A 26,297-nucleotide genomic window follows, 5' to 3' on the forward strand; every position below is an offset into this window, starting at 1 on the left:
CAGTGGGCAGTATCGATTGTGCTATTCGTGGCTATTCGCCGGTTGCTACCAGCACCTGAGCTGCACGCAGGATGATGGTTCCCTTGCGGTAACCGGTGCGCAGCACCTGTCCCACGTGGTCGGCTGGAATCTCGTCAACAGCCTGGCGAAGCAGGGCTTCGTGGATGTTCGGGTCGAATTCCACGCCGGCCTCGTTGATGCGCTCCAGGCCATGCTGAGCCAGAATTCCATCCAGCTTGTTGGCGATCGATGCGAACGGGCCGTCGGCGAGGTCGCCGTGGGCTCGTGCCGCATCGATGTCGTCAAGCACCGGAAGCAGGGTGTTGAGCACGGACTGCACGGCGTTTTCACGCGCTACGGCCCGGTCGCGTTCCACGCGCTTGCGGTAGTTGACGTATTCGGCCTGCAGGCGCAGCAGGTCGTTGCGCAGTTCGGTTTCCACCGCACCGGCCTCTTCCGGCTGCGCCGAATCGGCTTCAGCGCCAGCAGCAGCTTCGTTCAGGATCGCCTCGGCCTGACCCAGGGCGTCAGCGGTTGGCTGCTCGTTGGCGGCCTCTGGCTGGTTCTCCGGCTCCTGGCCGGAGTTCTCGTTCTGGTCCTTTGCCTCGGACATATTCCTAAACTCCTTACTTCTTGTCGGCTTCGTCTTCGTCGATGACCTCGGCGTCGACGATGTCTTCATCAGCGTTCGGTGCCTGCTCGCCCTCAGGAGCCTGGGCGCCCTCGGCCTGCGCGTTGGCGTAGATTGCCTCGCCCAGCTTGGTCTGCGATGCCTGCAGCTTCTCGAACGCGGCCTTGACCTCGTCGTCGTTGTCCTGCTTCTCCAGGGCAGCCTTCAGGGCGTCGACGTCAGCCTGGACCTCGGTCTTGACCTCTTCAGGCAGCTTGTCTTCGTTGTCCTTGATCAGCTTGTCTACGGAGTAGGCAGCCTGCTCAGCGGCGTTACGGGTCTCAGCGGCCTCGCGGCGTGCCTTGTCCTCTTCGGCGTGTGCTTCAGCTTCCTGGACCATGCGCTCGATGTCTTCCTTGGACAGCGAGGAACCACCGGTGATGGTCATCGACTGCTCGGTGCCGGTGCCCTTGTCCTTGGCGGATACGTGCACGATGCCGTTGGCGTCGATATCGAAGGTGACCTCAACCTGCGGAATGCCACGAGGAGCCGGTGCGATACCGGTCAGCTCGAAGGTGCCCAGCGCCTTGTTGTCGCGGGTGAACTCGCGCTCGCCCTGGAAGACCTGGATGGATACCGAAGGCTGGTTGTCCTCGGCGGTGGTGAAGGTCTCCGAACGCTTGGTCGGGATCGCGGTGTTGCGCTCGATCAGCTTGGTCATCACGCCGCCCTTGGTCTCAATACCCAGGGACAGTGGGGTGACGTCGATGAGCAGAACGTCCTTGCGCTCGCCCTTCAGCACGCCTGCCTGCAGCGCTGCGCCCACGGCGACAACCTCATCTGGGTTCACGCCCTTGTTCGCTTCCTTGCCGGCCAGGTCCTTGACCAGTTCAGCAACGGCTGGCATGCGGGTAGAACCGCCAACCAGGATCACGTGGGCGATGTCCGAAACCTTGACGCCTGCCTCGGCGATGACGTCGTTGAATGGCTTGCGGGTGCGCTCCAGCAGGTCCTTGGTCAGGTCCTGGAACTTGGCACGCGAGAGGTGCTCGTCCAGGTGCACTGGGCCTTCCGGGGTCACCGAGAGGTACTGCAGCGAGATGTTGGTGCTGGTAGCCGAGGACAGTTCCTTTTTGGCCTGCTCAGCAGATTCCTTCAGGCGCTGCAGCGCAATCTTGTCCTTGGACAGGTCCGCGCCCTTGGCCTTGGCCTGGGCCAGCAGCCAATCCACGATGCGCTGATCCCAGTCGTCGCCGCCCAGGCGGTTGTCGCCTGCGGTGGAGCGGACCTGGATGGTCGAGAAGCCGTCGTCGTCCTTGCCGACTTCCAGCAGGGAAACGTCGAAGGTGCCGCCACCGAGGTCGAAGACCAGGATGAGCTCGTCTTCCTGGCCCTTTTCCAGGCCGTAAGCCAGCGCAGCTGCGGTTGGCTCGTTGACGATGCGCAGGACGTTCAGGCCGGCGATCTCGCCAGCTTCCTTGGTGGCCTGGCGCTCTGCGTCGTTGAAGTATGCAGGAACGGTGATCACCGCGTCGGTGACCTTCTCGCCCAGGTACGACTCAGCGTCGTTCTTCAGCTTCATCAGGGTACGAGCCGAGATTTCCTGAGCAGTGTACTTCTTCTCGTCAACGTCAATGGTCCAGTCGGTACCCATGTGACGCTTGACCGATGCGATGGTGCGGTCGATGTTGTTGACAGCCTGGCGCTTGGCGATATCGCCAACCAGGACTTCGCCGCTCTTCGAGAAAGCAACGATCGACGGGGTAGTGCGGTTGCCTTCCGCGTTTGCGATAACGGTTGGCTCACCACCTTCGAGCACGGAAACTACGGAGTTGGTGGTTCCTAGGTCGATACCTACGGCACGCGACATAATGGCTCTCCTTTGCCTTGGTTGAAAGTACTAACGCTGAGGACATTTATCCTCATTGAGCGTTCTGCACTCAAGTTTACTCAGCCGCTTTCGACTGTCAAATCAACTTGAGCGAAGGTGACTCAACTTTGCGTTCTGCTCATTTCAACTGCCGTGGTGAGAGAATAATTCCCATCCTGAAAAAATTTTTCATTCATCCGCTTTCAACGCTTCCAGCGGGCGGGAAAAGCGGCAGCTAGGAGCCACCTCATGGAAACGAAGCGCAAGTTCCAGGATCTGCCACCGGGCGGAAAGATCGCGGTCGCCTCTGCGGCAATTGCCGAGCTGACCTTGATGGTTGCGGCACTGCGGGATTTGTACAAGCGCCCCGCCGAACAGGTCAAGGGTCCAAAGCCGGCATGGGCAGCGGCCAGCATGATCAATTTCCTTGGCCCCATCGCCTATTTTGCTTTTGGACGCCGCAAGTAATCCCTTGGCATTCCATAGCCACTGGAAAGCAAGCCGTCCTCGTTGGTTCGAGGACGGCTTGTTCGCTTTCAGCGATTTCCGGTTAGCCCATCAGGCTAATTCCCCGGGCAGCCAGAACGCCAAACGCGGTGCCCCACAAGATAATCGAGATGATCTGCCAGATGATCACCTTCTGCTTATTGGCGCCGAAGGAGACCAAGGCAGCCGAGGTCACCTGCGAAGGCAGGATGGTCTGCCCCAGAAGGCTCACCCCGGCAATGCCGTATTTATCGAAAGCTCGGCGCAGCTTCTCGAACTTGCGTTCCTTCTTCTCCGAGTCCTTGCCCTTGCGAACCTTGTTGCGCACGGCGTGGGCGCTGTTGACGAACAACAGCATGGAAATCACGTTGCCGATCACGGCGGTGGCGATGGCAGCAACCACCGGAACACCGATAACCACGCCAATGGCCGAACCAAAGTAGGACTCGATCAGCGGAATGGCAGCTAGCAAAGCAACAGCCAAGAACTGTAGCGGTTCTGGGAAGGACGCGGCGAAGTTCTGCAGGGATTCAATCATGGCTGGTGCTCCTGAAGCGGTGAAGGTTAATCGGCGACTCGTTGCTTCAATCCTATGTATCGCCTAGTCGAGGAGGGATCAATCAGCGGAGCTAAACTTTTGACGCGCAATTTCCCGGGTATAACGCAAAACTCCCCCGCATCCATTGGGATGGATGTGAGGGAGTACTCCGCAAGGATTAGTGCCAGCGCCTAGTTGCCACGACCAGCTGGGCTCGATGCGCGACGCGGGCCACGCGAACGGCCACCGGTTGCACCGCCAGCGGCATTCCGGCCGTCGGTTCGCGGTGAGCGCGAAGGGCTCGACGGGCGTTCAGCGTTGGCACCTCGTGCGCCGCGGGCTGGACGGTCAGAGTTCGCACCGCGGGCGCTGCGCGCTGGACGCTCGCCCTGGCTAGCGCCGTCACGTTCCGTACGGCGGCGTTCGCCGCCACGGCCCTGGGCTTCGGCAGCTGGCCTGGCGCCACGCGCCGGGCGCTGGCCGCGGCCACCGCGGCCGGCACCTTCACCGGCAGGCTTGCTCTTGGCAGGATTGCGCTTCTGCTGAGCCGGAGCAACGTAGGCAACCGGCTCGGCAACTTCGCCGACGACCTTGGCCACAACCGGAGAATTCAGGTTGACCTTTTCGAAAGGCACCTTCAGTCCGGCCTGCTTCAGCAAAGTCGAAACGTCGCCCTGCTGATCAGGGGTGCAGATGGTCACTACAGTTCCATCCGAACCCGCACGTGCGGTACGGCCGGAGCGGTGGGTGTAGGCCTTGTGCTCTGCTGGTGGATCTACGTGGACAACCAGCTCCACACCATCAACGTGCACGCCACGAGCGGCTACGTCGGTGGCGACAAGAACCTTCGCCTCGCCTGAAGCAAAAGCAGCAAGGTTGCGGTCACGGGCATTCTGCGAGAGGTTACCGTGCAGGTCTACCGCCGGAACGCCAGCCTTGGACAGGGTGAGCGCCATCTTCTTGGCGTGGTGCTTGGTGCGCATGAACATGATGCGACGGGCAGTGCCCTGGGCCAGAACGCGGATCAGGTCCTTCTTATCATCGTTGCCGATGACGAAGACGTGGTGCTCCATGGTGTTCACAGCGGCCTTGGGTGCATCCACCGAGTGAATGGTCGGGTTGCTCAGGTAGCGCTTGACCACCTTGTCCACACCGTTGTCCAAGGTAGCGGAGAACAGCATGTGCTGGATGCCGGTTGGCATGCGGTCCATGATGCGGCGAACTACAGGCAGGAAGCCCATGTCGGCCATGTGGTCGGCTTCATCCAGCACGGAGATTTCCAGCTGGGACAGGTCCACGACCTTCTGCTTGATCAGGTCATCCAGGCGGCCCGGGCAGGCGATGACAATGTCCACGCCCTCATTCATGGCCTTTTCTTGGCGGCTCTGGGCCACGCCACCGTAGATCACGGTGGTACGCAGGCCTGCGGCCTTTGCCAGGGGGTCAACGGTCTTGGCAATCTGGGTCGCCAGTTCACGGGTTGGAGCCATGATCAGCGCTCGTGGGAAACGGGCCTTGCGGCGCTGTGGGCGATCTGCCAGCCGAGCTACCAGGGGCAGCGAGAAGGCCAAAGTCTTGCCGGAGCCGGTCTGGCCGCGGCCCAGGACGTCGCCGCCGGCCAAGGTCGACGGCAAGGTGGCTTCCTGGATCGGGAAAGCGGCTTCGATTCCGCTGGCAGCAAGGACCTTCGACAGGTATTCGGGCACGCCGAGGGCGCTAAAAGTTACGGACATATTCAAACTTTCTCTCTGATTCGCACGCCTGTTTCAGGCGTTGGGTTTCGCCGAGCCAGGAGGAAGTCCGCAACATGCAAGGCCAAGGAAGGCCTGCTGCCAAAAGTGGACCGGCGGAGGTTTTCCGGGCGATCCACAGGAGGGAAATCTAAACTGTCGACGCATGCGCCACAGAATTTTCCGGTGACGCACAAGTATCCATACTACAGTGCAAAAGCGGGGCCCGTCTGTGAGCGGCCCCGCTTTGCACTGCCGCCCCGGGAGACGTTCACCACTAGGGCTCCCGGGACAGTCCACCGCGCTGCCTAGTTCAGCTCGAATTCCTTCTTCGCCAATTTCGAGGGCCACCAGACCTTAGGTCCGATTTCTTCGACCAGCGCCGGCACCAGCAGGCTTCGCACGACGAAGGTATCCAAGAGCACCCCGAAGGCCACGATGAAGCCCAACTGGCCCAGGAACATGATTGGCACCACACCCAGTGCGGCGAAGGTAGCGGCAAGCACCACGCCGGCGGAGGTAATCACGCCGCCGGTGACCTTCAAGCCCACCCGCATGCCCTCACGGGTTCCGCGCTTCAAGGATTCCTCGCGCACACGGGTCATCAAGAAGATGTTGTAGTCAACGCCCAGCGCCACCAGGAAGACGAAGCCGAACAGCGGTACGGATGGATCGGCACCCACGTAGCCGAAGACATTGTTGAAGACCAGCGCACTGACACCCATCGCCGTGCCGTAGGACAGCACGGTGGTCAGGATCAGCAGCACCGGAGCCAGAATGGAACGCAGCAGCAGCATCAAGATCAGCAAAATGGCCAGGAGGGTAATCGGAATGATCTTGAACAGATCCGCGATGGCCGTCTCGTTGGTATCGAGCTGGGTCGCAGTGGTGCCGCCGACCAGCGCGTCGGCGTCGACCGCATGCAGCTGCTCGCGCAGTTCGACCACGGTCTGCTTGGCGGCATCCGAGTCGGCCGCATCGGCCAGCGTCACCGACATCAGGTTGCGGCCTTCGACGCTCATTGGCTCGGCCCCGCGGGCGGCCATGGCCGGTCCGCCGTCTTCAGCCTGCAAGTAGGCCGAATCCACGCCGGTGACATCAAGGGCCTTTTCCAGGGCCGTCTGCGCTTCGGCTTCATCGACAATCACCGTGGCCGGGGATCCCGAGCCGCCAGGGAAGTGCTCGCCCAGGGCGATCTGCCCGTCACGCGACTCCGAACCGCCTACGACCAGCTCGCTCTGTGGCACGCCATGGGCCTTGAGCTGGGTCATGCCCAGCGCTCCCACGGCGAGCACCAGAGCGGTGATGATCCAGATCGGGCGCGGATGGCTGGCAACGAACCGCGCGATGCGGCCCCACAAGCCTTCCTTCTCCTGGCCTTGGGCGTCCACGGCCGCCGGCTTGGGCGGGAAGGGCCAGTAAGCGGCCCGTCCCAGCAAGCCGAGCACCGCCGGCAGGAACGTCAACGCGGCAATGATCGAGAAGATGATGCCCGAGGCGCCAATGGGTCCCAGTGCCTTATTGGAGTTCAGATCGGAGAACAGCAGGCACAGCAGGCCCACCGTCACGGTGCCGCCCGAAGCGACAATCGGTTCCAGCGAGCCTTTCCATGCGGAAGCCACGGCCTGCCACTTGTCCTGGCCGGCCATGAGCGCTTCCTTGTGCCTGGCCACGAACAGCAGCGAGTAGTCGGTAGCCGCACCGATGACCAGGATGGACAAGATGCCCTGGGCCTGGCCGTCGAGCCGGATCCAGCCTTCGGATGCCATGAAGTACACCGCGACAATTGCCGCGCACAGCGCGACGACCGAGGTGAGCAGCACCGTGAAGGGAAGCAGGATCGAACGGTAGACCAGCAGCAGGATCACCAGCACAGCTACCAGGGCCACGCCCAGCAGCACGCCGTCGATGCCGCCGAAGGCCTCGACCAGGTCGGCGCTGAAGCCTGCCGGCCCAGTGACATAGGCGGTGGTACCTTCGGGCTTCTCGGCGGCCAGGAGCGAACGCAGCTCTTCGACTCCGGTATCGGCCTCCACCTCGCCGGAGACCGGAACGATGAATTCAGCGGCCTTGCCGTCTTCGGAAAGGAAGGGCCCGGTGATCTGCCCGTCCAGATGCGTGAAGTCCTTCAGCGCCTCGCCGATCCCTCCAGCAGTTTCCTTGCTGACCTCGCCATCGCTGGTGAGCAGGACCACCGCGGGGATTGCTTCGGTGGAGCGGAATTTATTCTGCCATTCCAGGGCTTCGGTTGCTTCGGCGGTGGCCGGGAGGAACGAGGTCTGGTCGTTGGTCTGGACCTCGGAAAGCTTGCCGAAGGTCGGGCCGCCGATTCCTGCTACACCCAGCCAGAGGATGATCAGCAGGGCGTAGATTCCTGCCCTGATGCCGATACCCTTCTTGTCCAATCGCTTCTTGCCCGATGGCTGGTCGGTTTTCGCTACATGCGCCACTGATCCGTCCTCACTCGTGATTGCTGGCGGTGGATCAAAGGGCGATCCGAATGCCATACTACAAGACTTACTTCCATGGTAGAAATACTTCCCAGGCTATTAAATGCTTTTCCGACTAGGATTGCGCCTATGAGCGCAAGAGAACAGCACAATTTGGTCATGCTCCTGCAGGAATTCGGCCAAGCCTCGGACCGCTACGTTGAGTCCACCGGAGCACTTTACGCAACGCACCGCACGGACATGAATGCGCTGTCGATCATCATGAAATACGAGCAGCGCAGCCTTCTGCCTTCCCCGCGCGACCTGAGCCGCGACCTGCAACTGAGTTCCCCGGCTACCACCGCCATGCTCGACCGCCTGGAAAAACTGGGAATGATCGAGCGCCAGCGCTCGGACCGGGATCGCCGTGTCATCCGCATCGCCATGACACCCAAAGCCCGCGGCAAGGGCATGGAAATGTTCATGCCGCTAGGTGCCAAAATGCGGGAAGTGATCAGCCACTACGACGAGCAGCAGCTGCAGGTCATAGCCCGCTTCATGGCAGAAGCCGTCGCCGGCGTGGACAGCGCGCGCGAAGAAGTCGTAACACAGCGGACAACGAAACCAGCCAAGAGCGCGACGGACACTAGCCTTAAGCAGTGACCCTTTCACTCTGGATATCCCTTCTCAGCGCCTGCATCGTCATCAGCTTCACCCCCGGCGCCGGAGCCATCAACACGATGAGCAATTCAATGCGCCAAGGCTGGCGCGCTTCCATTTGGGGCGTGCTCGGGCAGCAGATCGCCTTGCTGATCCACGTGGTGATCGTTGCCGCAGGAGTCGGTTTGCTCGTGGCCAGCTCGCCGTTGCTGTTCGCCATCATCCGCTACGCAGGCGCTGCCTATCTGGTGTATCTCGGTATCCGCATGCTGCTTTCCAAGCCGGAGGTCGCCTCCGATGGAACCAGCACCGGGCACCGCCTGACCCGCTGGTCCATGCTCAACCGGGGCATCCTGGTCAACCTGCTCAATCCGAAGGCCATCGTCTTCTTCTTGGCTTTCACCCCGCAGTTCATCCGCACCGATCAGCCGCTCCTGGCCCAATACGCCATCTTCATCGGCACGGTCATCGTGGTGGACATCGCGGTGATGTTCTTCTTCTTTGCCGGCACGGCCCGCACCTTCCAGCGCTTCACCGCGACCTACCGCGGCGCCAAGCTGCTGAACATCCTCCTCGGCGTACTGTTCATCCTGGTCGCCGCGCTCCTGCTGCTCATGCACTAGCATTTTCGCCCGCTCTTGCCGTAGAACTCCTAGCCGTGAACCGATTCCCGGGCCAATTTCCGAATCGTTGCCGATTTGTTGCCGGGAAACGGGCGCGTAGCTATCGATCGAATCGCCTTGTGCCCATAGACTGATGCCATGTTCCGGATAATGATCGTGTGCACGGGAAATATTTGCCGTTCGCCTATGGCCGAGTACATGCTCAAGAATGCGCTCAAGGATGCCGAGGTCTCGCAGGTCGAGGTCATATCGCGAGCCATCACCGACGGTGAAGTCGGCAAGCGCATCGATGAGCGTGCTGCCAGTACTCTGCGCAGCCATGGCCTTGATGCATCTGAGCACATTGCCGCCCAGATCGACTCGGACGAAATCGCCAAGATGGATCTCGTACTGGCGATGGACACCGACCACTTCGAGGAACTCGTTCCCGAATTGGCCGAAATCGATCCGAGCGAACGTCCGCAACTGCGGATGTTCCGTTCCTTTGATCCGGGAACCGCGAGCTCCCCGCACGACCAGCAGGGCATCTATGACCCCTGGTACGGTGATGCCGGAGACTTCCGCGAGACCTGGAAACTCATTTCTGCTTCCCTGCCTGCCCTTGTAGATTACGTGCGGAGTAACATCGCCTCTCGTGGAAACCGCTAGACCAACGCTGATTGCCATTGACGGGCGTTCCGGATCCGGCAAAAGCACCTTTGCAACAGACCTAGCGAAATACCTGGAAGCCACCGCCTCCGTAGCTATTTTGCGCCTTGAAGAGCTCTACCACGGTTGGGACGGGCTGCACCGGTCCTTCGATCTCTACCACCGGATCCTGCCTCAGCTCGCAGCAGGCAACACGATCACCTACCCCACCTGGGATTGGGCCGCGGGTGCCCTTGGCGCATCCAAGAACTTCACTCCGGCCGAGGTAGTGATCATCGAAGGCGTAGGAGCGATCCATTCCGACGCCCGAGAATTCCTCGACATCGGGATCTGGCTGGAAGCACCCGAAGGCTTCCGCCGCGACCGGGCGCTGGCACGCGATGGACAGGCCTACCGTCCGTACTGGCAGATGTGGGCCGTACAAGAGGAACGCTACCTGCTGGCCCATCAGCCGCACGCCGCAGCAACCCTGCTCATTGATGCCGCTGACGACCAGGACCCCATCGAGATCTGGGCGCGTTCCTGCCGCTACCTGCCGGCCATGATGCGCCAGCTTTGCCTCCGCTCCAACCAGTCCCCCATTGCCCCAACCTTCCGCCAGAGCTACGAGGCGCCAGACGATACGGCGTCACTCTTCGAGGAACTGGCCCGGTCCCTTCCGCATGCCGCACTATTGGAATCAACAAGCCATAAGCTCAACGACCCGTTGGGACGCAACCGCTACTCGGTGATCGCGCTTTCGGCGGCAGAACAGCCCCCGGTACTGAGCGCCACCAGCCACGGCACGACCGTCAGCCTGCCCGGAGCGCAAGTACGGCTGGGCGAGGATTTCTTCCGCGCGCTGGCAGGCCTCTGGCCTGCCGGAACCACCGCTAAAGTCGGCTACCCGCTGCCGGCATGGGTGGGGTACCTCGGTTATGAGCTCAAGCGCGAGCTCGGCGCCGCGGATCTGCAGGCAGTGGTTGAACCCGGGCGGGTGCGCCCCGATGCCCAGTTCTTTGCGCCGGATACCGTGGTGGTCATTGACCATCAAGAAGGCCAGATGCATCTGCACAGCATTAGCGAACCGGCAGCAGCGCTGAGCATCCTGTTGGGCAATCCTCCAGAACTGCGCGCCCACCACCCGTTGCCTATCCCGCAGTTCAGCTGCGCGGATACCGAAGCCGGTTACAAGCAGAAGATACGCCAGGCCCAACGCGAGATCTATGAAGGCAACACCTACGAAGTTTGCCTGACGACCGAACTGACGGCCCATGCCGAACTGTTCGATCCGTTCGAGGCCTACTGCCGGATGCGCCGCTCCAGCCCTGCACCGTTTGCCCACTACCTGCGTTTCACTGATCTGCAAATCGCCAGCATTTCACCGGAACGGTTCCTCGCGCTGTCCAAGGACGGGCAGTTGCGGGCCGAGCCGATCAAGGGCACCCGGCCGCGTGGCGAAAATGAAGAATCAGATCTCGCGTTGAAGCATGATCTGGCCACCCATCCCAAGGACCGGGCCGAGAACATCATGATCGTTGACCTGTTGCGCAACGACCTGTCGCACCATGCGGTTCCCGGGTCGGTGAAGGTCGCCCGGCTGTGCGCGGTGGAAACCTACGCGACCGTGTACCAGATGGTCTCCACCATCGACGCCACGCTATCCTCCCCGCAGCTGGCCGCCGAAGCCCTGCGCGAAGCTTTCCCGCCGGGCTCCATGACCGGTGCACCGAAGCTGTCCACGATGAGCATCTTGGATGAGCTCGAAGAGCACCGTGCCCGCGGCCTGTACTCCGGGGCCGTGGGGTATCTGGGTGCCGATGGTGCCGCCGATTTCTCCGTGGTGATCCGAACCCTGGTGTGCGACCGGCTAGCTGACCAGTCATGGCGGTTGAGCCTGGGCCTTGGCGGGGCAATCACCGCTGATTCGGTGCCCGCTGAAGAGTGGGACGAGGTCATCACCAAATCCCGTGGCGTGCTTCAAGCGCTGGGCGCCAGCTTCCCGCAAGACACTTAAGCCAACTGAATTATTGCAAGGTGGCCGTCAAGCGCGCCACGTTGTCGATCCAGCGTTGCATGCGAGGACGGCGGCGCCACTGCGAGAGGGTGATTTCCGAGGAAATCCCGCGGTAGTGGTTCTGCACCTGATTAACCGCATCGACCATTTCCTTGCCCAGCAGCATCACGGAAATTTCCATGTTCAGGCTGAATGAGCGCATGTCCATATTCGAGGATCCCACCACGGCCACGTCGTTATCCACGGTGAAGCACTTGGTATGCAGCACCATCGGTGCCGGGTAGCGGTGAATGCGCACGCCGGCTTCCAGCAGCTGCTGGTAGTAGGACTGCTGCGCGTGGTGCACCAGGAACTGGTCGCCCTCTTCGCAAACATACAATTCCACTTCTACTCCGCGCTGGGCGGCAGTGGTGATGGCATAGAGCAGCGAATCGTCGGGAACGAAGTAGGGGCTGGTGATTTCCAGGCGTTCGGAGGCCGAATAGATCAGCGTATTGAACAGCCTGAGGTTGTTCTCGGTACCGTATCCGGGGCCGCTGGGCAGCAGCTGCGCCAGGGTGGAACCGGGACGTTCCTCATAGGCCAGCGGGTGGCGGGCCTCGGCCATGTCCATCAGCACTTCCTGGTCGTCGTCCTCCTGCCACCAGTCGGTAGCGAAAGTGACGTCGAGGCTGCGCACCAGCGGACCTTCGACCCGGAGCATCATTTCAACCCATTCGCGGCCCACCTTATGCGAGGACTCGCGCTTGTAGCCGGGTTCAATCAGGTTCTGGCTTCCGGTGAAGGCCACCTCGCCATCAACAACGAGGATCTTGCGGTGGTTGCGCAGATCCGGGCGGCGCCAACGACGGCCAATCAGGTCGATGGGCAGCATCGGGCGCCAGTTGATACCGGATTTCTTCAGCCGCTTCTTGAAATCCTTGTAGCCCTTGACGCGCAAGGTTCCCAGGTGGTCGAAGAGCAACCGGACGTGCACGCCGCGCTCCGCGGCCGCTTCCAGCGCATCGAGTACCGGTCCAACATAATCCGGGTCATCGCCCATGATGTAGAACTGGATGTGCACATAGCGGGTGGCGTTATCGATTTCCTTGCGCATGGCATCGAGCGAAGCCCGGTAATCGGAGATGACCTCTACCTGGTTGCCGCCTTCCAGCGGCATGGCACCAAGATTGCGGTTGAGCATGACTGCCGATTCGACCCATTCCTCCTGGGAATGGAATTCTTCGGGCAGCTGCATGTGGCTCGTGGCCTTCATGATTTCATCGTGCGCACGCCGCTGCTTTTCCAAGCGGCGGCGCGACAGGTGCGGATTGGCGAAAAGCCAGTATGCGACAAGTCCCACAACGGGCAGGAAGAAGATAGCCAATAGCCATGCCATGGCGGTGGTGGGGCGCCGGTTGCCCGGAACGATGCCGATCATGAAGTAGCGAACCGCTAGCTCTATTGCGACCAGCACGCTCCAGAGAACGCCGCCAATCTGCAAGAAGACTTCATTACTTGGCCACACTCGGGCACCCCCTTGGCTACACCCCGCGAATTCGGCATTATCGGCCTCTGATCTGCGATGTACAGGCCAAAATCCTTCGCTTAGCTTATCGAACATTGCCGGACTTGTCTGAATCTCCGCCTGCAGAAATCGCGCAGAAGACGCTGGGGTTCGATAATCTGTCTTTATGAGCTCACTTGTATTCTTGGATCCGGCCTATCCGGCTGGTCGTCTTGCAGACATCACTGCACCGCAACTTCTGGTCACAGCACAGGGAGTCACGCGAGGTGATGGCATCTTTGAATCGATGCTCTACACCAACCAGGCCGTACGCAAATTCGAAGCGCACCTGGCACGCTTGGCGACCTCGGCTGAAGTTGCCGACTTGGCCATTCCCGATGCGCGCAGCTGGTTTGCCGCGGTAGATACCGCTGTGGCCGATTTCGATGCCACCGGCGGCGCTGAAGAAGCGGTGGTCAAGCTGGTCGCCGCGCGCGGCGAGCACGACAATGATCCTGCCATTTGCTGGGTCACCGTGACCCCTGCCCCGGCTTTGGGCAGGGAACAGCGTGAAACCGGTGTGGATGTCCTGATGCTGGATCGCGGCTACGACTCGAAGCTGGCCGAACGTGCGCCATGGCTCATGATGGGCGCCAAGACCCTTTCCTATTCGATCAATATGGCCGCCCTGCGCTACGCGCACAAGCACGGCGCCCATGATGTCATTTTCACCTCCGCCGACGGGATCATCCTGGAAGCTCCGACCTCGACCGTGCTGGTAGCCCAGCGCGATGGCGAGACCAAGCGGCTGCTGACCCCGATGCTTGAAACCGGCATCCTGCCAGGCACCACGCAAAGCGCCATTTTCGACGCTGCGGCCCAGGATGGCTGGGAGCTGGGCTACGGCCCGTTGCGCCCGGAAGACCTGTATCAGGCCGATGGCGTGTGGCTGGTTTCCTCCATCCGCCTGCTGACCCCGGTGCGCACCATCGATGCCAAGCCGTTGCGCCTGGACGCTGAGCTCCATGAAGAGCTCAGCGCCCTGAGCGAAGCAATCCGCTAGGACCACACCAAGTTGTAGGTCCCTGCCAGCACGGCCGCAGCCATTGCGGCCGTGCCAAACAGGATCCCCGTGGCCAGCACCATGCCATCACGCCAGGTGAAGGTGGCCGTGCGAATCCATGTGCGCTTGGCCGTGCCGAACCCCTTGGCCTCCATCGTGGTGGCCAACCGTCCGGCGCGGCGAATCGCTTGCACCAGCAAGGCCAGCACCTGGCCCAGGGTTGCCTTGATGCGTTGGCCCACGGTGCCGAAGTTCCCGACACCGCGAGCGCGCCGGGCCAGCGTGAGCGTGGTGAATTCTTCCACCATCAACCCGAGCAATCGCATGCCGGCCAAGGCCCCGAGCACAAACCGGTGGGGTACCTTCAGCTGCTGAGACAGCGCCCCGCCCAAATCGCTTGGATTCGTGGTGGCCAGCAGCAAGATGCACGGGATGGCCAGCGCGAAAGCGCGCAGTCCGGTGGCAATGCCCCCGGCCACCGATCCCTCGGTGATGCTGAAGGCGCCGAATTGGGCGTAGACCATGCCGCTATCCTGGCCCACCAAGGCGATGCCCCACGCCGCAAGGATTCCGGCAATCAGCAGTGGCCACGCGCGCTTGAGGAATTTCAGCGGGCTCAGCCCTGCCAGGGGGAAGAACACCACGGTCGCCACGATCACGACCAGCGCCGAAACCCAATCCAAGGTGGTGATCAACGGCAGTGTTGCCGCAGCCACCGCACCGAGCTTGGCCAGCGGATTGATCTTCGCCAACCAGCTATGCCCTACCGGCGCATCAAGCACCGGCCCCTGTCGCGGGGTACCAGCTTCCGGGGTGCCGGCAGTGAGCACCAGGTCCCTTGCTTTGAGCACCGAGGCAAAGTGATCGTCGTGGGTCACAGCAATGATCGCGGTGCCCTGCTGCAATTCCTCAACCAGCAGCCCGGCCAGTTCCCTCCACGTATTCGCATCCTGCCCGAAGGTCGGTTCGTCGAGGATCAGCACCTGGGGGGATGCGGCCAGAACAGTGGCCACGGACAAGCGCCGCTTCTCGCCCCCGGAGAGAGTGAACGGGTTCGCGTCTGCCAAATGCGCCAGGCCCAAGCGTTCCAGCAACGCGTCCACGCGCGCTTGGACCTGGGCCGGCTCGTATTTCGGCGCATCGGCGCTGCTGGCCTGCGCGCGGCTGGGAGCGAAAGCCAGCTCTTCCCGAACGCTCTGGGTCACGAATTGGTGTTCGGGTTCCTGGAACACCGAACCGATCCGCCCAATCAATGCACCGGCTTTCCAGGCAAACGGGGAGTTGCCCAGACCGTCGGCCAGTTGCGCGGTGGCCGCCAACCCGCCGTCGGCCGGGACGAGCAATCCGCCCAAGGTCAAGGCCAGCGTCGACTTTCCAGCGCCATTCTCGCCGCGAATCACCGTCGCGGTGCCCGCTTGCACTTTCACGTCCACCGCTTGGGTGCGCGGTGCCGTGGCGGTGCGGGCGGATACCAGCTGCTGCGCTTCCAGCAGCATGGCACCGGCACCGTTCGTTGCCCGGGCCACCTGCGGGAAGTAGCCTGGAATCCACAGCCCGGCAGCAGCCAGCTCCTCGCGCACCGTTTCATCGGTGTACAGCTGCTGCGGGTCCAGATCGTGCGCGACTCCCCCACCGGGCTGCAGCACGATAACCCGGTCCACATGCTGCGCCCAGGCTTCAATCCGGTGTTCCACGACGACCAGCGTGGCACCGGAAAGCCGGGCGGCGTTCAGCACCGCATCGCGCAAGAGCTCAATGCTCTGCGGGTCCACATTGGCAGTCGGTTCATCGAGCAGCATGACGCTGGGTTCCATGGCCAGAATGCCGGCCAAGGCCAACCGCTGTTTCTGTCCGCCGGAAAGTTGCTGGGTGCGGTGCTCGAAGGACAGCGCACCCAGACCCACAGCGTCCAGCACTTCGGGGATCCGCTGGCGGATCAGTTCGGGATCCATTCCGAGGTTCTCCGCGCCAAAGGCCACATCATCGGCGACCCTGCTTTGCACTACCTGGGTTTCCGGGTCTTGCTGCATCAAGCCCACCGGGTGGCTCCGGATGAAGGCATCGCTGCCATCTATGAGCAGCCGGCCAGCGACTTGATCGCCCTCATCCGCATCCAGCAACCCGGCCATCGCGTGCAGCAAGGTTGACTTGCCGGCGCCCGATGGACCGACCAGCAGCACCTTCTCACCGGCGTGGATCACAAGGTCCAGTCCCGAGATGGCAGGATTCTTCCTCTCGGAGTGCTGCCAGCCGAACCCCGTTGCGGTGATGGCGGCACCGCGCTGGGTCAGCGAGGCTGCGCCGGAATTGGCAAAGGAACTCATTTTGCGCTTTCCAGGTGCGCACGCCGGCTCGGCAGGGCGCTCAATGCACCGGTCTTCGCCAGTCCACGCGTGGCCAACCAGGACAGCAGCCCTGCGACGACTACGCCGGAAATACCGGTGGCGATCACGTGGAAGATCTTCATTCCGGCGGTGTACTCAACATAGTAGGCCAGGATGTAGGCCTCGGAAATGCCGGCGAACAAGCCAGCGAACAAGCCGGCCAGCAGCGCCACGCCCAGGTTCCACTTGCGGTAGCGGAATGCTGCGAAGACCAGCTCTGCACCCAGGCCCTGGACCAGGCCGGAGATCAGTACGGTCAAGCCGTAGTGCGAGCCCAGCAGCGCTTCAACTACGGCGGCCAGCAGCTCGCAGTAGATTGCGGCGCCTGGCTTGCGGATGATCAGTGCGCCGAGCACCGCCGGGAAGAGCCACATGCCGGTGAGCAGCGCGGTGGCTGGCGGGAAAGCCGCAAAGGCGAGTGAGAACAGGCCATAGCCGGCACTCCACGCCCAGAAAATAACCCCTGAAGCGACGGCGATCACCGAGGCGACGACGATATCAACTACACGCCAGCCGGTACGCTGCTTCGAAACTGTTTCGTTCATTGCTGGTCCTCCTGTGGAAAGGAGGGGAGATGGACGGAATGAGGGCATACTGCCGCGCCTATCCGCATCCGAGATGCTCGACTTCCTTCGCCGGTACTAGCCGGGGCAGGTTCGAGGGTCTGCGATCTATCGCACTCTCAGCGTCTTGCGACTTTTTTTAAAAGTCTGACGCTCCCCTGTCGGAATAATTACTGCTCCCCCACCATACCGCAGGTATGCTGGGCAGAGGAACGATATGTCAAGAGCTTGATCGCGAGGAAAAAATGGATAAAGTGCAGAAACTTGCCACTACCGGTATCACCGTTGGCGCTGGCATGCTCGGCGGCAAGCTGGTTGATTTCCTTTGGTTGAAGGCAACCGGCAGCAAAGCACCACGCAAGGGCACTGAGGAAGCAGCGGAAGCTTCTTTCCGCCGTGCCTTGGGCTTCGCAGTCGTTTCGGCCCTGGTCGCAGCAATCCTGCAGACCGTGGCTGATCGCAGCGCCAACAAGGTTGTTGCCAAGTTCACCAAGTAAGCTTCGGCGTTGAGCCAAAAGCGGGAGCCGCCCAGAGGGGCGGCTCCCGCTTTTTCTCAATCTTGTTCGTCTGGCGATCCGGTCTTGGAAACCGGGGTGGTTCCGGTCGGCGGTGTTCCGTTGACCTTGTTGACCACGTGGCTCAGCTCATCGGAGAACAGGGTTTCCTTGGCAGCGTGCTTGGTCCGGTAGCCGGAACGGCCAATCATGTGGGCCGAAACCGGTGCGGTCAATAGCTGCATTCCCCAGGCCAGCACGAGTACCGGCACCACAGCCCAGCTGCGCAGGTAAATGGCCAGTCCAGCGAAAATCAGCAGGAAGCCGAGTACCTGCGGTTTGGTCGCTGCATGCATGCGGGTGAGCATGTCCGGGAAGGTCAGCAAGCCGATGCCTGCGATCAATGACATCAGGCAGCCAAGGATCAGCAGGACGGCAACGAGGACATCAAGGAAGATTTCCATTAGGCGTTCCTCTGATCCGAAACGAAGCGCGAGACGGTCACCGAACCGATGAACCCGAGCATGCAGGCGGCCACGACGAACAGCAAGTAGTCGGTGTGCTTGTGCAGCACCATTTCCAGGCACAGCGCGGCGGAGATGATCAGCAGCATCACGTCCAGGGCCAGCACCCGGTCAAGGATTGACGGCCCCTTGGCAACACGGACCAGGCAGGCGACAGCACCGAGCCCGAGCATGATGCCGCAGATCCAAATGACGATATCCAGCATGTTACCCCTTCCTCGCATCAAAGTTCGGTCCGCATTCGCTCTTGATCGCTTCGTACTCGTCTCGGCTGCCGATAGCCATGATCAGCCGGCGTTCGATGTCCCGGATGCCGGAACGCGCCTTCTCCACGTCCGCAGGCGACTCGATGTCGATGTAGTGCAGGTACAGCGTCGACGAGCTGCGGTCCACGTCGATCACGAAGGAGCCCGGGATCAGCGTGAGCACGTGGCCCACGGTCATCACGATCAGGTCCGAGTCGGTGCGCAGCGGGACCGCAATGACCGCGCTGCGGGTGCGCTTCCCGCGGACCAGCGCCAGCCAGGCCACGTGGACGCTGGCCGCGAAGACCTGTCCGAGGAACCAGATGAACAGCTTCAGGCAGTACCAGGCATTGATCCGGCCCGAAAGGACCACCGGCGGCAGCGGGAACAGGTTCACGATCAGCAGCGCGATGATCACGCCGAAGACCATGTTCCCCAGGGAGAAGTCCTGCCAGAGAGCACCCCAGACGAAGAGCAGCAGCAGAAGCAGCGGCCATTCCTGCTTGAGTGTCGCGCGGTGGCGCACGCCGGAGGTATCCAGCGCATCGTCAATGCGCTGGTCACGCGGTTCAAAGTTCTTGTTCGGCATCATCCCTCCAATCAGAATGGCAAGATCGAGCTGATATACGGTTCGCGGGCGATCAGTTCCGCAGCCACCCGCTCGCAGAATTCGAAGATCGGCCCGGCAAAGACGGTCAGGGCGATGCCCGCAAGCACCAGCGAACCGGTGGCGTAGCGCATGCCCCACGGCAAGGAGTCGGCTTCCAGCTGCTTGGCCAGTTTCAACCCCAAGCGGGGGTTCTGCGCGCCGCCGGCCAACGTCTCGTCGGCGACCTGCGTCGCTTCGGCCACCAGGTCCTGGTTGGGCACCTCGGCATCAGCGGCACGGCGCCAGAACACACGGGCCCACACGCGGATGATCGCCATCAAGGTCAGCAGGCTGGTCAGCAATCCGGCGCCGATCACGACCCAGGTCAGCGGATCGGCATCCTGCGCGGCCGCATGCAATAGCCCGAATTTGCCCAGGAATCCGGAGAACGGCGGGATGCCGCCCAGATTGATGGCCGGGATGAAGAAGAGCAGGGCCAATGCCGGGGAAAGCTTGGCCAGCGAGCCGAGCCGGGTGACATTCGAGCTGCCGGCACGGCGTTCGATCAGTCCCGCCACCATGAACAGCGAAGTCTGCACGATGATGTGGTGGCCCACGTAGTAGATGGTCGCGGCGATGGCCAGCGGCCCGCCCACGGCCACGCCGAAGATCAGGTAGCCGATGTGGCTGGTGAGCGTGAAGGAAAGCATGCGCTTGAAGTCCGTCTGCGCCAGCGCACCGAGGATACCGATGACCATGGTCAGCGCGGCCACCACCAGCAGTCCGGCGTTGACCGAGCCGCCCGGGAAGAGCAGGGTTTCGGTGCGGACGATCGCGTAGACGCCCACCTTGGTCAGCAACCCGGCGAACACCGCGGTCACCGGGGCCGGTGCGGTCGGGTAGGAGTCCGGCAGCCACAGGGACAGCGGGAAGACCGCGGCCTTGATGCCGAAAGCGATCAGCAGCAGCACATGCAAGATCAGCTGCGGGCCCTGGCCCAGTTCGGGCAGCTTCACCGCCAGGTCAGCCATGTTCACCGTGCCGGTGGCCGCATAGGTCATCGCGATGGCCATCAGGAAGATCACCGAGGAAACCACGGAAACCACCACATAGGTGGTACCGGCGCGGATGCGCTCGGCGGTACCGCCCAAGGTCAGCAGCACGTAGCTGGCGGTGAGCAGGATTTCGAATCCGACGTACAGGTTGAAAAGGTCAGCGGCCAGGAAGGCGTTGGACACTCCGGCCAGCAGGATCAGGTACGCCGGGTGGAATATCGACACCGGTCCGGGCTCGTCCCCGTCGGCCAGGCCCTGGCTGGTGGCGAAGAGCAGCACAGCCAGCGAGACGACGGTGGAGACCAGCAGCATGAAGGCGCTGAACCCGTCGACCATCAGGGCGATGCCGAAGGGCGACTCCCAGCCGCCAATATGGATGGCATAGCTTTCCCCGCCCCATACGGCGGCGAGCATTCCCGCTTCGAGCACCAGGGTCAGGCACAGGATGCCGATGGTGATCAGGCGCTGCAGGCGGACCTGGCGGCGGGCCAGGAAGGCTGCCCCGGCGCCGAAGATCGGCAGCACCACGGCCAAAGGGGCTAGATCCAGGAAATTCACTCTTCCCCCTCGCGCACTGGGCGTCCTTCTTCATCGACGAATTCGGTCGTATCCTCGGCCACTGGCGAGTCTTCTTCCTCGTCGTAGGCGGTCTTCTGGGACACCTTGATATCTTCGGTGTCATCGGTGAGCTCATCAGCGCTGGTCAGGGTCCAGGACCGGTAGATCATCGCCAGCAGGAAGGCGGTCACCGCGAAGGTGATCACAATGGCGGTGAGGATCAGGGCCTGCGGCAGCGGGTCCGAGTACGAGTCGGCCGCCGCATCCGGCTTGAACAACGGCGCCGCGCCCTTGCGCCCGCCGCTGGTGAGGATCAGCAGGTTGATGCCGTTGCCCAGCAGCATGATGCCCAGCAGCACCCGGGTCAGGGTGCGTTCGAGCACCAGGTAGAAGCCGGCCGCCAGCAGCACGCCGGTGACTACGAGGAAAGTGATGTTCACGCTCATCGGCCAACTCCAGTCCGGGAGGCCTGGATCTCGTCGTGGCGCTCCACCGGGCTGCGGCCCTCGGAGAGCGAATCAATCTCACTGCCCAAAGAACGCAGCACGTCCTGCACGAGGCCAAGGACCACCAGATACACTCCAATGTCGAAAATCGTTGAGGAAACGAACTTGTGCTCGCCGAAGAACCAGAATTCCAGGGCATAGGTGGTGAAGATGCCATCACCCAGCAGCAGCGGCACGATGCCCGCCAATCCGGCCAGCGCTATGCCGCCGCCGATCAGCATGCCCGGAGCGATGCGCATCGACTCGGAAAGTTCCACGCGGCCGCCGGCCAGGTAGCGGATGGTCAGCGCCAAGCCGGCGATCAGCCCGCCAGCGAAGCCGCCGCCCGGGGTATTGTGCCCGGTCAGCAGCGTGTACACCGACATGATCAGCACCGTGTGGAAAATCAGCCGGGTGACCACTTCAAAGATGATCGAGCGGCGCTCGGCGACCAGGGTGCTGCCAGCCATCAACCAGTCCTGGTTGGAGCTGGAGGCAAAGCGGCGGGCAATGCGCAGCTCGGTTTCCTTGGAGTCCTTGCTGCCCATGGCTTCGGAACCCGCGTCGATGCTGCCCGGTGCCACCTGGTGGGCCCGCACCCGATTGCCGAAGCTGCGCCCGGCGAAGATCAGCGAAGCCACACCGGTGGCAGCCGCTGCCAGCACGGTGATCTCGCCGAAGGTATCCCACACGCGCAGGTCCACCAGGGCCACGTTGACGATGTTCTTGCCGTAGCCCTCGTAGTAGGCCAGATCCGGCCAAGCCAGGGAAATGCGGGCCTCGTTGCGGGCGGCCATCATCGCGATGGCAATGTAGACGACCATCACGGCCAAGGCGATCGACAGGATGGCCCGGCCCCACTTGATCCGGGTCAGGCCCACCCACAGTCGCTTGGGCAGGGCGCGCAAGGCGAGCACGAAGGAAACCAGCACGATGGTTTCCACCAGCAGCTGGGTCAGCGCCAGGTCCGGGGCACCTTGCAGGGCGAAGATCGCGACCATGCCGTAGCCGGTCACCGAAACCATCAGCACCGCCATGAAACGCTTCGGCGCGGTAATGGAGACCACGGCACCGGCGATGATCACCGCACCGATCAGCAGCTGGGCCGGGTGGTCGGCGATGATCCAGTTCGTTGGCCACGGGGTGTAGACGGTCAGCGCGATGGCCAGCGGGATCACCAGCACCACGACCAGGATGACGCCCAGGTAGAAGGAGAGCGAACCACGCTGGGTGCGACCGGTGATCCAGATGGCCACCTTGTCCAGCACGTTCACCGACATGCGGTAGATTTCCTCGGCCGAGGTGACCATCCGGCGCAGCGGTGCGCCGGTGTCGGTGCGGTGACGCAGCCAGAAGAAGCACAGGCCCAGGCCCACCGAAATGGCGCTCAGCCCCAGTGCCGCGTTGAAGCCGGCAAATGGCAACAGGTGCATTTTGCCCGGTCCGCCCTGCGCGGCCGACCAGTGGATGGCCAGCGGCTCCACCAGCTGCGGGTACAGGCCCAGGAACAGCGTCGCCGCCGAAAGAACCAGCAAGGGCGCCAGGAAGATCAGTGTCGGGGCCTTGCACTGCAATGCAGGCAGCTTCTTTTTCTTCACGCCGAAAGCCCCGAAGAAGAAGCGCAGCGAGTAGGCCATGGTCAGCGCCGCACCCATCAGGATGCCGATGAGCGCGGCCATTCCCCACCCGGTTTCCAGGTGCAGGGCCGATTCGTATACCGCTTCCTTGGCAACGAAGCCGAACAGCAGCGGCACGCCGGCCATGGACGCCGCGGCGATGCCGGTGGTCGTGGCCAGGATCGGCATGGCACGGCGCAAGCCGCTGAGCTTGCGGATATCGCGGGTACCGGTGTTGTGGTCGATGATGCCCACGCTCAGGAACAGCGTCGCCTTGAACAGTCCGTGGGCCAGCGTCATGGCCAGTGCGGCAAAAGCCGCTTCGGGGGTGCCGAAGCCGAAGACCGCGATGATGAAGCCCAGCTGCGAGACCGTGCCGAAGGCCAGGATCAGCTTCAGGTCGTATTGCTTGAGCGCCCGGTAGCCGCCGATGAGCATGGTGAGAATACCGATGCCTACGGTCATGGGGACCCACAGGGTGGTCTCGGCGAAGCCCGGGGCCAGGCGGGCGATCAGGTAGACGCCGGCCTTGACCATGGCTGCCGCGTGCAGGTACGCGGACACCGGAGTCGGAGCGGCCATCGCGCCGGGCAGCCAGAAGTGGAAAGGCACCAGGGCCGATTTGGAGATCGCCCCGACAATAATCAGCGCCACCGCAACATCGGTGAAGGCCCCCAAGGCCACCAGTTCATCGGCCGATGCCATGATCTCCGAGAGCTGGTAGCTGCCGGCCGCCGCGCCGAGCATCAAGATGCCGGCGAGCATCACCAGTCCGCCAAGGGTCGTGATGATCAGGGCGTTCATGGCTGAACGGCGCGCGGTGATCAGGGCCTGGCTGAAACCGATGAGCAGGTAGGAAAGCACGCTGGTGATTTCCCAGAAGATGAACATGATGATGATGTCATCGGCCGTGACCAAGCCGGTCATGGCTCCGGCGAAAGCGACCATCTTCGCCGCGAAGCTGCCGATCTGCGGATCATCATTCTTGAAATAGCGGGCGCAATAGAACAGCACCAGCGCGCCCACGCCGAGGATCAGCAGCAAGATTGTCGCGGCCAAAGAATCCATGCGGAAATTCAGGGCGATATTCAGCCCGGGAATCCATTCCATTTGAACCGATGGCGGCGCATTTGGCGCACCATTGGCCAGGGAATTATCGGCAGAAAGCACCGCCGGCATGCGGGTCAGCAACCAGATGAATCCCACTGCGGGCACGGCCGCCACAACGTAAAAACCGTTTCGTTTCAAGGCCCGGAATATTAATGGGCATAAAACAGCGGTGGCAAACAGCGCAGTGAGAATTATTAGCACGCTTTTCCTCTGTCGGCTGGTGGTGGGCAGAGTATCCAGAGCACTTCGAAAAGCGCCTGCATCTGTAATTTTATCAGCCGTGACCTGCCTGCAATCGCACGAATGTGCCCTTTAAGGAATATTCCCTGCGTTTTCCGCGACCAGCTGATTTTCCAAGCTAGCCGCTATTCTCCAAAAGGTCGTTCCTATTCATCGCCTGATTACCTGTTGCAGGTACGATGCCAGCATGGGAATCAATCAGGTCGAACCGTCGGCGATTCGTGAAAAGTGGCTTAATAAGTACACCTGGGCGTGGGCCAGCTGGGATTGGGGACAAGCCGCGATCAACGCTGTCATGATCACTTTCGTGTTTACCGTCTATCTCACCAGCGAGCTATTCGGCGACACCGACCATGCGTCGCTGGTCCTCTCGCAGGCATTGGCCATCGGCGGCCTGGCCATCGCCCTGCTGGTGCCCGTCACCGGGCTTCGCGCCGATGTTGCCGGGCGGCGCAAGCTGTGGATCGTGGTCAACACCCTGGTTCTCGTCGCCATCTGCGCGGCCTGCTTCTTCGTCTACCCCGACCCTTCCTACCTCTGGTTCGGCGCGATCCTGGTCGCGGCCATGTCGGTCTTCGGCGAATTCGCCGGCGTGAACTACAACGCGGTGCTGAACCAGATTTCCACCAGGGCAACGGTCGGCAAGGTCTCCGGTTTCGGCTGGGGCATGGGCTATGTCGGCGGAATCCTCGCCCTCGCCCTGGTGCTCTTCCTGTTCGTGCAGCCAATCGTGGACTGGCCAGGTACCAGCACCGAAGAATCGTTGAACTTGCGCTGGGTGGCAGTGTTCTCTGCCGCTTGGTGCTTGCTCTTCGCGCTGCCGCTGTTCTTCGTGATTCCCGAAGCGCCACCGAGCACCTCGAAGAAAATCCCGCTGATGCTTACCTACAAGGTGCTGTTCAACAACATCAGGGAACTGTGGCGCAGCGACCGCAACCTGCTCTTCTTCCTCTGCTCCTCAGCCGTCTTCCGCGACGGGCTGGCCGCCATCTTCACCTTCGGCGGCGTCATTGCCGCGGGCACCTTCGGTTTCGAACTGACCGAAGTGATCATCTTCGCGATCGTCGGCAACGTCGTTGCGGCCCTGGGCGCGGTGCTTGGCGGCCGCATCGATGACGTGGCGGGCCCGAAAGCGGTCATTGTCGGTTCGCTGATCGGCCTGCTGGTTGCCGGCGCCGGAGTCTTCTTCTCCCCCGAAGCCGCGGGCTTCTGGATCTTCGGCCTGCTGCTGTGCTTGTTCGTCGGACCGGCACAGGCAGCTTCCCGCTCCTACCTCTCGCGCTTGATTCCCGAAGGACGCGAAGGAGAGCTCTTCGGGTTGTACGCGACCACCGGTCGCGCCGTGTCCTTCCTGGCACCGGCGCTGTTTGCCGGGGCCATCGCCATCGCTACCCCGCTGGTGGCATCCGGCCAAGCCCAGCGTTACGGCATCCTGGGCATTCTGGTGGTCTTGGCGCTCGGCCTGCTCCTGCTCCTGCCAATCCGGTCGCCCAAGAAGGTCACCGCGTAGCTTCCAGCCGCAAACGGCGCTGGCCCCCAACAAGTGTTGGGGGCCAGCTCCGTTTGCGGGATCCTGAGCGGTACTGCCGCTTAGTTCTCGATGATGGTCCGGTGGAAGTTCAGGTGGCTGCGCGAAGCCGTGGGGCCACGCTGGCCCTGGTAGCGGTTGCCGTAGGGTCCCGAACCGTATGGATGCTCGGTGTCCGACGTCAGCTTGAAGAAGCACAGCTGGCCGATCTTCGATCCCGGCCACAGCTTAATGGGCAAAGTAGCCATGTTGGACAGTTCCAAGGTCACGTGGCCGGAGAACCCTGGATCAATGAACCCTGCGGTGGAGTGGGTCAGCAGGCCAAGGCGGCCCAAGGAGCTCTTGCCTTCCAGCCGCGCGGCCACGCCGTGGCCCAAGGTCACCACTTCGTAGGTCGAGCCGAGCACGAATTCGCCCGGGTGCAGGATGAATGGCTCATCGGGGTCGACCTCGACCAGGCGCGTCAGTTCATCTTGCTCCACCGAAGGATCGATGTGCGCATACTTGTGATTATCGAAAAGCCGGAAGAACCGGTCAAGTCGAACATCCACGGATGCGGGCTGGACCATCTGCGGGTCAAAGGGCTCTAGCCCAATCTCACCGGACGCTATTTCTCGACGAATGTCACCATCTGAATACAACACGCGTATAAATTTATCCTGACTTTCCCCGGCAGCCGAACTATTAGGCCAATTATGTACTGTGAGTCGAGATCACTGGCCGCCTCCTGTTCACCAGCTGGTCGCAGATTTCCCACCAATTACCCA

Annotated in this window: 23 protein-coding genes and 1 riboswitch; of the genes, 8 read left to right on the plus strand and 15 right to left on the minus strand. The window is 62.2% G+C overall.

From position 1 onward, the window contains the following. Positions 1-31: 31 nt before the first annotated feature. Positions 32-613: a nucleotide exchange factor GrpE gene (locus ACWICV_RS06910; RefSeq protein ID WP_105657000.1), complete on the minus strand. Its 582-nt coding sequence runs from the start codon at positions 611-613 to the stop codon at positions 32-34. Positions 614-626: 13 nt separating this feature from the next. Then, a complete protein-coding gene (gene dnaK / locus ACWICV_RS06915) occupies positions 627-2,480 on the minus strand; it encodes a molecular chaperone DnaK (protein WP_105657001.1) in 1,854 nt (617 codons plus the stop codon). Between the two features lie 249 nt (positions 2,481-2,729). On the opposite strand from dnaK, the gene ACWICV_RS06920 reads away from it, so the two are divergent. Beyond that, complete coding sequence (locus ACWICV_RS06920) at positions 2,730-2,948, plus strand: PLD nuclease N-terminal domain-containing protein (protein ID WP_105657002.1); 219 nt, start codon at positions 2,730-2,732, stop codon at positions 2,946-2,948. Positions 2,949-3,030: 82 nt separating this feature from the next. On the opposite strand, the gene ACWICV_RS06925 is transcribed toward ACWICV_RS06920, so the two are convergent. From ACWICV_RS06925 to ACWICV_RS06935, 3 genes are all read right to left on the minus strand, one after another. After that, on the minus strand, positions 3,031-3,504 hold the full coding sequence (locus tag ACWICV_RS06925; RefSeq protein ID WP_105657003.1) for a small multi-drug export protein: 474 nt from the start codon (positions 3,502-3,504) through the stop codon (positions 3,031-3,033). A gap of 191 nt (positions 3,505-3,695) precedes the next feature. Further along, entirely contained in the window at positions 3,696-5,237 is a 1,542-nt protein-coding gene (locus ACWICV_RS06930) for a DEAD/DEAH box helicase (protein ID WP_454090583.1), read from the minus strand. A gap of 305 nt (positions 5,238-5,542) precedes the next feature. Continuing rightward, positions 5,543-7,684, minus strand: coding sequence for an MMPL family transporter (locus tag ACWICV_RS06935; RefSeq protein ID WP_332594639.1), 2,142 nt, complete (start codon positions 7,682-7,684; stop codon positions 5,543-5,545). Positions 7,685-7,813: 129 nt separating this feature from the next. Here ACWICV_RS06935 and ACWICV_RS06940 point away from each other — a divergent pair, with 129 nt between their 5' ends. The 4 genes from ACWICV_RS06940 (at position 7,814) to ACWICV_RS06955 (ending at position 11,590) form a co-directional block, all read left to right on the plus strand. Next, positions 7,814-8,326 carry a MarR family winged helix-turn-helix transcriptional regulator gene (locus ACWICV_RS06940; RefSeq protein ID WP_332498194.1) on the plus strand — a complete coding sequence of 171 codons (513 nt, stop codon included), beginning with the start codon at positions 7,814-7,816 and terminating at the stop codon, positions 8,324-8,326. Then, the gene (locus ACWICV_RS06945; protein WP_454090582.1) at positions 8,323-8,946 is read left to right on the plus strand and encodes a LysE family transporter; all 624 of its coding nucleotides are present in this window, start codon (positions 8,323-8,325) and stop codon (positions 8,944-8,946) included. Before ACWICV_RS06940 ends, ACWICV_RS06945 begins: the two co-directional genes overlap by 4 nt. A 138-nt stretch (positions 8,947-9,084) precedes the next feature. Further along, positions 9,085-9,594: a low molecular weight protein-tyrosine-phosphatase gene (locus ACWICV_RS06950; protein ID WP_105657007.1), complete on the plus strand. Its 510-nt coding sequence runs from the start codon at positions 9,085-9,087 to the stop codon at positions 9,592-9,594. Then, the gene (locus ACWICV_RS06955; protein ID WP_454090581.1) at positions 9,581-11,590 is read left to right on the plus strand and encodes a chorismate-binding protein; all 2,010 of its coding nucleotides are present in this window, start codon (positions 9,581-9,583) and stop codon (positions 11,588-11,590) included. The genes ACWICV_RS06950 and ACWICV_RS06955 overlap by 14 nt, the downstream gene beginning before the upstream one ends. Positions 11,591-11,600: 10 nt before the next feature. Here ACWICV_RS06955 and cls read toward each other — a convergent pair whose 3' ends face one another. Beyond that, positions 11,601-13,097 carry a cardiolipin synthase gene (gene cls, locus ACWICV_RS06960; RefSeq protein ID WP_286134130.1) on the minus strand — a complete coding sequence of 499 codons (1,497 nt, stop codon included), beginning with the start codon at positions 13,095-13,097 and terminating at the stop codon, positions 11,601-11,603. 166 nt (positions 13,098-13,263) lie between these two features. Here cls and ACWICV_RS06965 point away from each other — a divergent pair, with 166 nt between their 5' ends. Further along, positions 13,264-14,139 (plus strand): aminodeoxychorismate lyase, encoded by an 876-nt coding sequence (locus ACWICV_RS06965; protein ID WP_105657010.1) that lies wholly within the window; start codon positions 13,264-13,266, stop codon positions 14,137-14,139. Here the strand turns inward: ACWICV_RS06965 and ACWICV_RS06970 are convergent. Both ACWICV_RS06970 and ACWICV_RS06975 read right to left on the minus strand, forming a co-directional pair. Then, complete coding sequence (locus ACWICV_RS06970; protein WP_454090580.1) at positions 14,136-16,463, minus strand: ATP-binding cassette domain-containing protein; 2,328 nt, start codon at positions 16,461-16,463, stop codon at positions 14,136-14,138. The two genes, ACWICV_RS06965 and ACWICV_RS06970, sit on opposite strands and share 4 nt — an antisense overlap. Next, the gene (locus tag ACWICV_RS06975; RefSeq protein WP_105657012.1) at positions 16,460-17,068 is read right to left on the minus strand and encodes an ECF transporter S component; all 609 of its coding nucleotides are present in this window, start codon (positions 17,066-17,068) and stop codon (positions 16,460-16,462) included. Before ACWICV_RS06975 ends, ACWICV_RS06970 begins: the two co-directional genes overlap by 4 nt. A gap of 65 nt (positions 17,069-17,133) precedes the next feature. After that, a riboswitch (TPP riboswitch) is annotated at positions 17,134-17,256 on the minus strand. 75 nt (positions 17,257-17,331) lie between these two features. On the opposite strand from ACWICV_RS06975, the gene ACWICV_RS06980 reads away from it, so the two are divergent. Then, entirely contained in the window at positions 17,332-17,583 is a 252-nt protein-coding gene (locus tag ACWICV_RS06980; RefSeq protein WP_286134132.1) for a DUF4235 domain-containing protein, read from the plus strand. Positions 17,584-17,639: 56 nt separating this feature from the next. Here the strand turns inward: ACWICV_RS06980 and mnhG are convergent, their stop codons facing one another. The 6 genes from mnhG to ACWICV_RS07010 are packed head-to-tail and all read right to left on the minus strand — an operon-like array spanning position 17,640 to position 23,963. After that, on the minus strand, positions 17,640-18,044 hold the full coding sequence (gene mnhG, locus ACWICV_RS06985) for a monovalent cation/H(+) antiporter subunit G (RefSeq protein WP_105657013.1): 405 nt from the start codon (positions 18,042-18,044) through the stop codon (positions 17,640-17,642). After that, positions 18,044-18,310, minus strand: a complete 267-nt coding sequence (locus ACWICV_RS06990) for a monovalent cation/H+ antiporter complex subunit F (protein WP_105657014.1) — start codon at positions 18,308-18,310, stop codon at positions 18,044-18,046. Before ACWICV_RS06990 ends, mnhG begins: the two co-directional genes overlap by 1 nt. Before the next feature lies 1 nt (position 18,311). Further along, positions 18,312-18,941, minus strand: a complete 630-nt coding sequence (locus ACWICV_RS06995; protein WP_332504067.1) for a Na+/H+ antiporter subunit E — start codon at positions 18,939-18,941, stop codon at positions 18,312-18,314. An 8-nt stretch (positions 18,942-18,949) separates the two neighbouring features. After that, entirely contained in the window at positions 18,950-20,551 is a 1,602-nt protein-coding gene (locus tag ACWICV_RS07000) for a Na+/H+ antiporter subunit D (protein WP_105657016.1), read from the minus strand. Further along, positions 20,548-20,997, minus strand: coding sequence for a Na(+)/H(+) antiporter subunit C (locus ACWICV_RS07005; protein WP_105657017.1), 450 nt, complete (start codon positions 20,995-20,997; stop codon positions 20,548-20,550). The genes ACWICV_RS07000 and ACWICV_RS07005 overlap by 4 nt, the downstream gene beginning before the upstream one ends. Further along, complete coding sequence (locus tag ACWICV_RS07010; protein ID WP_332594838.1) at positions 20,994-23,963, minus strand: Na+/H+ antiporter subunit A; 2,970 nt, start codon at positions 23,961-23,963, stop codon at positions 20,994-20,996. Before ACWICV_RS07010 ends, ACWICV_RS07005 begins: the two co-directional genes overlap by 4 nt. 226 nt (positions 23,964-24,189) lie before the next feature. On the opposite strand from ACWICV_RS07010, the gene ACWICV_RS07015 reads away from it, so the two are divergent. Further along, complete coding sequence (locus tag ACWICV_RS07015) at positions 24,190-25,512, plus strand: MFS transporter (RefSeq protein ID WP_454090579.1); 1,323 nt, start codon at positions 24,190-24,192, stop codon at positions 25,510-25,512. A gap of 80 nt (positions 25,513-25,592) precedes the next feature. Here ACWICV_RS07015 and dcd read toward each other — a convergent pair whose 3' ends face one another. Further along, positions 25,593-26,174, minus strand: coding sequence for a dCTP deaminase (gene dcd / locus ACWICV_RS07020; RefSeq protein ID WP_013349886.1), 582 nt, complete (start codon positions 26,172-26,174; stop codon positions 25,593-25,595). Positions 26,175-26,297: the final 123 nt, after the last annotated feature.

It is taken from the genome of Glutamicibacter sp. NPDC055354, assembly GCF_053644955.1.

Coding starts and splice junctions, on each gene's coding strand:
- ACWICV_RS06930 (WP_454090583.1), bottom strand. CDS start 5,237: ATGTCCGTAACTTTTAGCGCCCTCGGCGTGCCCGAATACCTGTCGAAG.
- ACWICV_RS06970 (WP_454090580.1), bottom strand. CDS start 16,463: ATGAGTTCCTTTGCCAATTCCGGCGCAGCCTCGCTGACCCAGCGCGGT.
- ACWICV_RS06920 (WP_105657002.1), top strand. CDS start 2,730: ATGGAAACGAAGCGCAAGTTCCAGGATCTGCCACCGGGCGGAAAGATC.
- ACWICV_RS06925 (WP_105657003.1), bottom strand. CDS start 3,504: ATGATTGAATCCCTGCAGAACTTCGCCGCGTCCTTCCCAGAACCGCTA.
- ACWICV_RS06965 (WP_105657010.1), top strand. CDS start 13,264: ATGAGCTCACTTGTATTCTTGGATCCGGCCTATCCGGCTGGTCGTCTT.
- ACWICV_RS06995 (WP_332504067.1), bottom strand. CDS start 18,941: ATGATGCCGAACAAGAACTTTGAACCGCGTGACCAGCGCATTGACGAT.
- ACWICV_RS06975 (WP_105657012.1), bottom strand. CDS start 17,068: ATGAACGAAACAGTTTCGAAGCAGCGTACCGGCTGGCGTGTAGTTGAT.
- ACWICV_RS06950 (WP_105657007.1), top strand. CDS start 9,085: ATGTTCCGGATAATGATCGTGTGCACGGGAAATATTTGCCGTTCGCCT.
- ACWICV_RS06910 (WP_105657000.1), bottom strand. CDS start 613: ATGTCCGAGGCAAAGGACCAGAACGAGAACTCCGGCCAGGAGCCGGAG.
- ACWICV_RS07005 (WP_105657017.1), bottom strand. CDS start 20,997: ATGAGCGTGAACATCACTTTCCTCGTAGTCACCGGCGTGCTGCTGGCG.
- ACWICV_RS06940 (WP_332498194.1), top strand. CDS start 7,814: ATGAGCGCAAGAGAACAGCACAATTTGGTCATGCTCCTGCAGGAATTC.
- mnhG (WP_105657013.1), bottom strand. CDS start 18,044: ATGGAAATCTTCCTTGATGTCCTCGTTGCCGTCCTGCTGATCCTTGGC.
- ACWICV_RS06980 (WP_286134132.1), top strand. CDS start 17,332: ATGGATAAAGTGCAGAAACTTGCCACTACCGGTATCACCGTTGGCGCT.
- ACWICV_RS06990 (WP_105657014.1), bottom strand. CDS start 18,310: ATGCTGGATATCGTCATTTGGATCTGCGGCATCATGCTCGGGCTCGGT.
- ACWICV_RS07015 (WP_454090579.1), top strand. CDS start 24,190: ATGGGAATCAATCAGGTCGAACCGTCGGCGATTCGTGAAAAGTGGCTT.
- dnaK (WP_105657001.1), bottom strand. CDS start 2,480: ATGTCGCGTGCCGTAGGTATCGACCTAGGAACCACCAACTCCGTAGTT.